We start from the raw sequence: 7,891 nt of genomic DNA on the forward strand, positions 1-7,891 counted from the left end.
GTACCGCAACCTCCGCCAGACGGTCCTGTTCGAGCACGCCACCCGAGGCCTCCTCGCCGAGGGCCACGGCCTGTTCCTGGAGATGAGCCCCCACCCGGTGCTCACGGTCCCCGTCCAGGCCACCATCGACGCCACTGACAGCCAGGCCGCCACCCTCGGCTCCCTGCGCCGCGACGAAGGCGGCGCCGACCGCCTCGCCGCGTCCCTCGCCGAAGCCCACGTCCACGGCGCCGAACTCGACTGGAAGGCCCTCTTCCCCGGCACCCGTACCACCGTCGACCTGCCCACCTACGCCTTCCAGCGCGACCACTACTGGCTGCTCGCCCCGCAGGAGGAACTGGCCGACGAGGCGCCGCTGGCCGTGGACGAGGTGGAGTCCCGGTTCTGGGACGCGGTGGAGCGCGAGGACCTGGAGCAGCTGGCCGTCGAGCTCGCGGTGGAGGACTCCTCCGCCGCCGGTCTCGGCGCCGTGCTCCCGGTGCTGTCGTCCTGGCGGCGGCAGCGGCGCGAGCGGTCGACCGTCGACAGCTGGCGCTACCAGGTGGACTGGCAGCCCCTCGCGGGCGCCCTCCCGGCCACCGGTCTCACGGGCCGCTGGCTGGTCGTCGTGCCCGAGGGCGCGGAAGCGACGGAGATCGTCGCGGCCCTCGCGCAGGCCGGCGCCCACGTAGGCGAACTCCGCCTCACCGCGGGGGAGATGACCCGCGAGGCCCTGGCCGCGCGGCTGCGCGAGCACACCGCGGCGGACGGGGAACCGAGCGGCGTGCTCAGCCTGCTCGCCCTCGACGAGTCCGCCCTGGTGGACCACCCGGGCGTCTCCGCCGGGCTCGCGGGCACCGTCGCGCTTGTGCAGGCCCTCGGTGACGCCGGGGTCGGCGCCCGCCTGTGGGCCGTGACGCGCGGCGCCGTCGCCACCGGCCGCGCCGACACCCCGGCCCGGCCGGGCCAGGCGCAGGCGTGGGGCCTCGGCCGCGTCGCCGCCCTGGAGTACCCGGACCGCTGGGGCGGGCTCGTCGACCTGCCGGAGACCGTCGACGACCGGGCCGCGGCCCAGCTCGCCGGGGTCCTCGCGGGCGCCGGTGACGAGGACCAGCTCGCGGTGCGCCAGGCGGGCGTGCTCGTCCGGCGGTTCGTACGGGCCCCGCTCGACGCCCCGGCGGCGGAGTGGGCACCGCGCGGTACGGCCCTCATCACCGGCGGCACGGGCGCGATCGGCGGCCACGTGGCGCGCTGGCTGGCCCGGGCGGGTGCCGAGCACCTGGTGCTCACCAGCCGCCGCGGCCCGGACGCACCCGGCGCGGAGCGACTCCAGGCCGAACTGGAGGAGCTGGGCGCCAAGGTGACCATCGCGGCCTGCGACGTGGCCGACCGCACCGCCGTCACCGGGCTGCTGGAGCGGCTCACCGAGGACGGGCACACGCTGCGCTCGGTGTTCCACGCGGCGGGCGTCGGCCAGGGCCAGCCCCTGGCGGACATGACCGCCGCCGACATCGCGGACGTCCTGGAGGCGAAGGTCGCGGGCGCCGCGCACCTCGACGACCTCCTGGCCGCCACGGCACTGGACGCCTTCGTGCTGTTCTCGTCCAACGCGGGCGTGTGGGGCAGCGGAAGCCAGGGCGCCTACGCGGCCGCCAACGCCCACCTCGACGCGCTCGCCGAGCAGCGCCCGCCTTCACGTCGGCCAGGACCAGCCCGTTCATCGGCGACATCCCCGAGGTGCGCCGCTACGAGCGGTCCGTGGCGGCCGAGACGGTCGCGGAGGCCGACACCGGCGACGACGCGGCGGCCGAGCTGCGCCGCCGTCTGACGCCGCTCACCGAGCCCGAGCGCGAGGTGATCCTGCTCGACCTGGTGCGCACCCACGCGGCCGCCGTGCTCGGCTACGGCGACGCCGAGGCCGTGGACGCCCACCTGGCCTTCCGCGAGCTGGGCTTCGACTCCCTGACCGCCGTGGAGGTCCGCAACCGCCTCAACAAGGCCACGGGGCTCCGGCTGCCCGCCACCCTCGTGTTCGACCACCCGACGTCCGCCGTCCTGGCCCAGTACCTGCGCGGGGAACTGCTCCAGGACGACGCCGACGGCGTGGACTCCACGCTGGCCGAACTGGACCGCCTGGAGGCGGGCCTCGGCACCATCGCGCCCGACGACGGCGACCGCATGCGCATCACGATGCGGCTCGAAGCGCTGATGGCGAAGTGGAAGGGCACGGACGCCGAGGCGCCCGCCGACGGCGAGAAGGTCTCCTCGCAGCTGGAGTCGGCCTCCGCCGACGAACTCTTCGACTTCATCGACAAGGAGTTCGGCGTGTCCTGACCGAGACCGGCCGACCGGGCCGGTGCCACGCCCGACCGGGCCGTCGGCACCGGCCCGGTCGGCCCCCTCAGCGCGGTTCTTCCGTTACTGCGCGCTTTCGTTACTGCGCGATTTTTCTGTGACTACGCGAACAGGTGAGTTTCCGATGGCGGACCAGCAAAAGCTCCTCGACTACCTCAAGCGGGTGACCGCCGACCTCCACGAGACGCGCCAGCGGCTGCGCGAAGTGGAGGCGGAGGAGCCCGAGCCCATCGCCATCGTCGGAATGAGCTGCCGCTACCCCGGCGGCGTACGCGGCCCCGAGGACCTGTGGCAGCTCGTCGCCGACGGGCGGGACGCGCTCTCGGCCTTCCCCGCCGACCGGGGCTGGGACGTCGACGCGCTCGCCGGGCGCACCGGCGACGGCACGCCGGAAGGCCCGGAGCGCGGCGGCGGCTTCGTCTACGACGCGGGCGACTTCGACGCCGCCTTCTTCGGGATCTCCCCGCGCGAGGCCATGGCCATGGACCCGCAGCAGCGGCTCCTCCTGGAGGCCACCTGGGAGACCTTCGAGCGGGCCGGGATCCCGCCGACCTCGCTGCGCGGCAGCCGCACCGGCGTGTTCGTCGGCGCCACCGCCCAGGGCTACGGCCCCGCCCTCATGGCATCGCCGGACAGCGTCGACGGCTACCTGCTCACCGGTGACGTCTCCAGCGTCATCTCCGGCCGCCTCTCGTACGTCTTCGGCCTCGAAGGCCCGGCGGTGACCGTCGACACCGCCTGCTCGTCGTCCCTCGTCGCGCTGCACCTGGCGGCACAGGCGCTGCGCCAGGGCGAGTGCGACCTCGCGCTCGCCGGGGGCGTCGCGGTCATGGTCACCTCCGGCGCGTTCGCGGAGTTCAGCCGCCAGGGCGGCCTCGCGGGCGACGGCCGCTGCAAGCCCTACGCCGACGCCGCCGACGGCACCGGCTGGGGCGAGGGCGTCGGCGTCCTGGCCCTGGAGCGGCTCTCCGACGCCCGCCGCAACGGCCACGAGGTCCTCGCGGTCGTACGGGGCTCCGCAGTGAACCAGGACGGCGCCAGCAACGGCCTCACCGCCCCCAACGGCCCCGCGCAGCAGCTCGTCATCCGCCAGGCCCTCGCCGCCGCCCGCCTCGCCACCGGCGACATCGACGCCGTCGAGGGCCACGGCACCGGCACGGTCCTCGGCGACCCCATCGAGGCGCAGGCCCTGCTCGCCACCTACGGCCAGGACCGGCCCGCCGAGCGGCCGCTGCTCCTCGGCTCGGTGAAGTCCAACATCGGCCACACCCAGGCCGCTTCCGGCGTCGCGGGCGTCATCAAGATGGTCATGGCCATGCGCCACGGCGTCCTGCCCGAGAACCTGCACACGGACCGGCCGAGCACACACGTCGACTGGTCCGCCGGAGCCGTCGAACTCCTCACGGAAGCCCGCGACTGGGCCGCGCGCGAGGACGGCGGCCCCCGCCGCGCGGGCGTCTCCTCCTTCGGCGTCAGCGGCACCAACGCCCACGTCATCGTGGAGCAGGCGCCCGTCGAGGAGGCCACGGAGACCGTGGAGCCGGTCGCGCCGGTCACGGCCGTGCCGTGGCTGGTCTCGGGCCGCAGCGAGGCCGCGCTGCGCGCGCAGGCCGAGCGGCTGCGCGACCACGTCACGGCCGACAGCGGCCTGGACGCCGTGGACCTGGGCTGGTCGCTCCTGTCGGGCCGCTCCCCGCTCGAACACCGCGCGGTGGTGTTCGGAACGGAGCGCGCCGACCTCCTCGCGGGCCTGGAGACGATCGCCTCCGGCGGCAACAGCCAGAACACCGTCTCGGGCGCCGTCGCCGAAGGCCGCCTGGGCGTCGTCTTCACCGGTCAGGGAAGCCAGCGGCTCGGCATGGGCCGGGAGCTGTACGAGACGTTTCCGGTCTTCGCGGCGGCGCTGGACGAGGTGTGTGCCCATATCGATCCGTGGATAGAACGTTCGCTCCAGAGCGTGATGTTCGGTACCGACGCGGACCTCCTGGAGCAGACCGGCTACGCACAGCCCGCCCTCTTCGCCATCGAGGTGGCGCTCTACCGCCTGGCCGAGTCTTTCGGCGTACGTCCGGAGATCGTGGGCGGGCACTCGATCGGTGAGCTGGCCGCCGCGTACGTCGCCGGGCTCTGGTCCCTCGAAGACGCTGCCCAACTGGTGGCTGCTCGCGGTCGGTTGATGCAGGCCCTGCCTGCGGGCGGGGCGATGCTGGCCGCGCAGATCGCGGAGGCCGACGTCCTGCCGCTGCTGGCGGACGTCTCGGACCGGGTGGGCGTGGCCGCCGTGAACGGCCCGGAGCAGCTGGTGCTCTCCGGTGACCGTGCCGCGCTGGAGGATCTGGAGCAGACCCTGCGCGGCCAGGGCCGGAAGGTGAAGTGGCTGAAGGTCAGCCACGCCTTCCACTCGCCGCTCATGGACCCGGCCCTGGACGACTTCCGCGAGGTCGCGGCCAAGCTGACGTACCAGGACACCGTCCTGCCCGTCGTCTCCAACGTCACCGGGCGCCTCGCCGGCGCGGGCGAGCTGAAGGACCCCGAGTACTGGGTGCGGCACATCCGCGAGGCGGTCCGGTTCCACGACGGCCTGAACGCCCTCACCGGCTTCGGCGTCTCCACCCTCCTCGAACTGGGCCCGGACTCCGTGCTCACGGCGATGGCGCACGACACGCTCACCGAGCCCGCCGCGCAGGCGGGCCTGGTCGGGGCGGTGCGCAAGGACCGGCCCGAGACCGACACGTTCCTCGCCGCCCTCGCCAAGGCGCACGTACGCGGGGTGACCGTCGACTGGGCGCCGCTGTACGCCCCGGCCGCGTCCCGCCGCCGCGTCGCGCTGCCCACGTACGCCTTCCAGCACCAGCGGTACTGGCCGCGCCCCGCCGTCGGCGGCGTCGGCGACGCGCGCGCCACCGGTCTGAACCCGGCGGACCACCCGCTGTTCGGCGCCGCCGTCGCCCTCGCCGACATGGACGGCTACCTCTTCACGGGCAGGCTGTCGCTCGCCACCCACCCGTGGCTCGCGGGCCACGCCCTCGCGGGCACCGTCCTGCTGCCCGCCACGGCCTACGTCGAGCTCGCCCTGCACGCCGGACACCGCGTCGGCTGCGCGCACCTGGAGGAGCTGACGCTCCAAGCGCCGCTGGTGCTGCCCGAGCGCGGCGGCGTGCAGATGCAGCTCGCCGTGGGCGCCGCCGACGCCTTCGGCCGCCGCCCGGTGAACCTCTACTCGCGGCCCCAGCACGTGTCCGCCGACGACCTGTGGTCCGACGAGCCCTGGCTGCGCCACGCCACCGGCACGCTCGCCCCCGCTCCCGCGGCCCGCCCCGCCGACGCCGACCTCGCCCAGTGGCCGCCCGCCGGTGCCGAGCGGGCCGACACCGAGGCGCTGTACGAGAGCCTGGCCGCCGCCGGGTTCCGCTACGGCTCGGCCTTCCTGGGCCTGCGGTCCGTCTGGCGGCGCGACGACGCGCTCTACGCGGAGGTCGCGCTGCCCGAGGAGGACCAGGACGAGGCCGGTGCGTACGGCCTGCACCCGGCGCTCCTGGACGCCGCGCTGCACCCGCTGGGCCTCGGCACGTTCGTGTCCGACACCGAGCAGGGCCGCATGCCCTTCTCCTGGACCGGCGTGACCCTGCACGCGACCGGCGCCTCCGCGCTGCGCGTCCGCCTGACCGCCGCCGGAACGGACGGCGTGGCCCTCACCGTCGCCGACACCGAAGGGCAGCCGGTCGCCGCCGTGGACTCCCTCGTCCTGCGGCCCATCGCCGCACCGGACGCGGGCGCCGAACAGAGCGGCCGCAACGAATCCCTGTTCCGGGTCGACTGGAACGTGGTGCCGACGCCCGCAGCGACGGCCGGTGGTGTGTACGCCGTGCTGGGCGCGGACGAGTTGGGTCTGCGGGAGGCGCTGGAGGGCGCCGGTGCGGCGGTGGCGGCGTATGCGGACGTGGCGGCGCTCGCCGCGGCGGTCGGCGGCGGGGCCACCGTACCGGAGTCGGTGTTCGTGGCTTGCGTCGGCGAAGAGCGCGACGGCGGTACGGCCGTCTCGGTACGCGCGTCCCTGAACAGCACCCTCAGCAGGGTGGGGGAGTGGCTGTCCTTCGAGGGCGGCGAGGACTCCCGCCTGGTCGTGGTGACATCGGGTGCCGTGGGTGTGGGCGCTGGTGACGTGGTGTCCGCGGCCTCGTCGCGCTCGACGAGCCGCAGGTCGCCGTACGCGGGGACGTGGTGTGGGCACCGCGCCTGACGCGCGCGGGCGGTGGTGTCCTCGCGGCCCCGGCCGGTGAGAACTGGCAGCTCGGCGTGGTCGGCAAGGGCACCCTGGAGAACCTTGCCCTGCTGCCGGTCGCCGAGGACGCCGAAGTGTCCGGTGGTCGGCCGCTTGGCGCGGGTGAGGTGCGTGTCGAGGTGCGCGCGGCGGGCGTCAACTTCCGCGACCCGCTGATCGCGTTGGGCATGTACCCGGGCGACGCGGTGATGGGCACCGAAGGCGCCGGTGTCGTCGTGGAGGTCGGCTCGGACGTCACGGACCTCGCCGTCGGCGACCGGGTCCTCGGCCTCCTTGAGGGCGCCTTCGGCCCGCTGTCGGTCGCGGACGCGCGGATGGTGGCGCGGATTCCGGAGGGCTGGTCCTTCGCGCAGGCGGCGTCGGTGCCGACGGTGTTCCTGACCGCGTACTACGCGCTGCGTGATCTGGCCGGTCTTGAAGCGGGCGAGTCGCTGCTGGTGCACGCGGCGGCCGGTGGTGTGGGCATGGCGGCGGTGCAGCTGGCCCGGCACTTCGGCGCCGAGGTGTACGGCACCGCGAGCGCCGGGAAGTGGGGCGTTCTGCGGGACCTCGGCATCGAGGACTCCCGCATCGCCTCCTCCCGCACCCTCGACTTCGAGGCCTCGGTCGTCGAAGGCACCGAGGGCCGGGGCGTGGACGTCGTCCTCAACTCCCTGGCGAGGGAGTTCGTGGATGCTTCGCTGCGGTTGCTGCCGCGTGGCGGGCGTTTCGTGGAGATGGGCAAGACCGACTTCGAGCGGGGTGTGCTGAAGCCGCTCCCGGTCAAGGCGTGGGACGTGCGCCGGGCGCCGGAGGCGTTCCGGTACTTGAGCCAGGCCCGGCACGTCGGCAAGGTGGTGCTCACCCTGCCGCCCCGCTTCGAGCCCGACGGCACGGTTCTGGTGACGGGTGCTCTGGGCGGTCTGGGCCGGGTCGTGGCCCGGCACCTGGCCGGTGAGCACGGCGTACGGGATCTGCTGCTGGTCTCGCGGCGTGGTGCGGAGACTCCTGGCGCGGATGAAGTGCGGGCCGAGCTGGAGGAGTTGGGTGCGCGGGTGCGGATCGCCGCGTGCGATGTCGCCGACCGGGACGCGCTGGCCGCCCTGCTGGATGAGGTGCGTGCCGGGCTGAGTGCTGTGGTGCACGTGGCGGGTGTCGTCGACGACGGCATCCTGACCTCGCTCACGCCGGAGCGGTTGGACACGGTGCTGCGTCCGAAGGTGGACGCGGCGGTGAATCTCCACGAGCTGACGGCGGGTCTGGACCTGTCGGCGTTCGTGCTGTTCTCGTCCGCTG

The 7,891-nt window shown here is 74.5% G+C and carries 1 protein-coding gene and 2 pseudogenes; all 3 read left to right on the forward strand.

What is annotated here, in order from left to right; genetic code table 11:
- Positions 1-2,313: pseudogene (locus tag IG74_RS47085) on the forward strand (SDR family NAD(P)-dependent oxidoreductase); the annotation flags it as partial.
- Positions 2,314-2,458: 145 nt separating this feature from the next.
- Positions 2,459-6,097 (forward strand): annotated as a pseudogene (locus IG74_RS0143755) (type I polyketide synthase); the annotation flags it as partial.
- Between the two features lie 638 nt (positions 6,098-6,735).
- Positions 6,736-7,891, forward strand: a 1,156-nt coding sequence (locus IG74_RS0143760) for an MDR/SDR family oxidoreductase (protein WP_420710051.1), incomplete at its 3' end; no start/stop codon positions are given.

It is taken from the genome of Streptomyces sp. NRRL B-1347, assembly GCF_000720325.1.
Classification (GTDB): domain Bacteria; phylum Actinomycetota; class Actinomycetes; order Streptomycetales; family Streptomycetaceae; genus Streptomyces.